Annotated in this window: 1 protein-coding gene and 1 pseudogene; one reads left to right on the top strand and one right to left on the bottom strand. The window is 48.0% G+C overall.

From position 1 onward, the window contains the following. Nucleotides 1–238: hypothetical protein (locus ACFIKY_RS08950; RefSeq protein ID WP_375661729.1), on the bottom strand; the 238-nt coding region annotated here is incomplete at its 3' end. Here ACFIKY_RS08950 and ACFIKY_RS08945 point away from each other — a divergent pair. Continuing rightward, nucleotides 222–1,337 (top strand): annotated as a pseudogene (locus ACFIKY_RS08945) (cytochrome b N-terminal domain-containing protein); the annotation flags it as partial. The gene ACFIKY_RS08950 and the pseudogene ACFIKY_RS08945 sit on opposite strands and share 17 nt — an antisense overlap.

The following is a 1,337-nucleotide window of genomic DNA, read 5'->3' as shown; positions in this document are numbered from 1 at the left end:
GTGGCCACATCAAGGATGAGCTCTTCGGGACTGTGAAGGACGACCTCTCTTTTGCTGGGTACCAGAAACACCTGTCATCCTGTGCAGCACCTGCCCCACTGACCCCAATACGCAAATCCAACCCAATTATAAAAATAATTAACCACTCCCTCATTGACCTACCAACCCCATCCAACATTTCCATATGATGAAACTTCGGCTCACTACTCGCATTCTGCCTAATTCTACAGATCATCACAGGCCTATTCCTAGCAATACACTACTCGCCAGACACCTCTTCTGCCTTCTCCTCAATCGCACATATCACCCGAGACGTAAACCATGGCTGAATCATTCGCTACCTCCACGCCAACGGCGCCTCCATATTTTTCATCTGCCTCTTCCTACACGTAGGCCGAGGCCTTTACTATGGCTCATTCCTTCTCCTAAAAACCTGAAACACTGGCATTATGCTTCTATTCTTAACTATAGCAACAGCTTTTATAGGCTACGTGCTCCCATGAGGCCAAATATCATTCTGGGGAGCAACAGTAATCACAAACCTATTATCAGCAGTCCCATACATCGGGACCGACCTCGTCCAATGAATCTGAGGCGGATACTCCATTGGTAACCCCACCCTTTCACGATTCTTCACCCTACACTTTATTCTACCCTTCATTATTACCGCCCTTACAACAGTCCATCTACTGTTTCTACACGAAACAGGATCAAACAACCCCTGCGGAATCTCATCAGACTCAGACAAAATCACCTTCCACCCCTACTACACAATCAAAGATATCCTAGGCCTAATCCTCCTCCTTTTCATCCTAACAACACTAACACTACTTTCACCCGACCTCCTAAACGACCCGGACAACTACACCCCAGCCGACCCACTAAATACCCCTCCACACATCAAACCAGAATGGTACTTCCTATTTGCATACGCAATTCTACGATCCGTTCCTAATAAACTAGGAGGCGTACTAGCGCTCTTCCTATCAATCTTCATCTTATCTATCATCCCCATACTTCACAACTCCAAACAGCAAAGCATAATATTCCGCCCACTTAGCCAATTCCTGTTCTGACTCCTAATTACAACCCTACTAACCCTCACCTGGATCGGAAGCCAACCAGTAAATCAACCCTTCATTCTCATTGGTCAACTAGCATCCATAACATACTTCATCACAATTCTAATCCTAATACCACTAACCTCCTTGATCGAGAACAATCTACTCAGGGGAGACCGGGTCCAAGAAGTGGGGGCCGCCAGCCGCAGCCTCGGCCTCCTCCTGGGGTGGTGCAGAAGGCACCACCAGGGGTGGGGCCCAGGGAGGCAGCCCTGC

Source organism: Bartonella sp. CR127HXZ, from assembly GCF_042194555.1.
Classification (GTDB): domain Bacteria; phylum Pseudomonadota; class Alphaproteobacteria; order Rhizobiales; family Rhizobiaceae; genus Bartonella; species Bartonella grahamii.
This window is presented reverse-complemented; position numbering and strand designations above follow the sequence as displayed.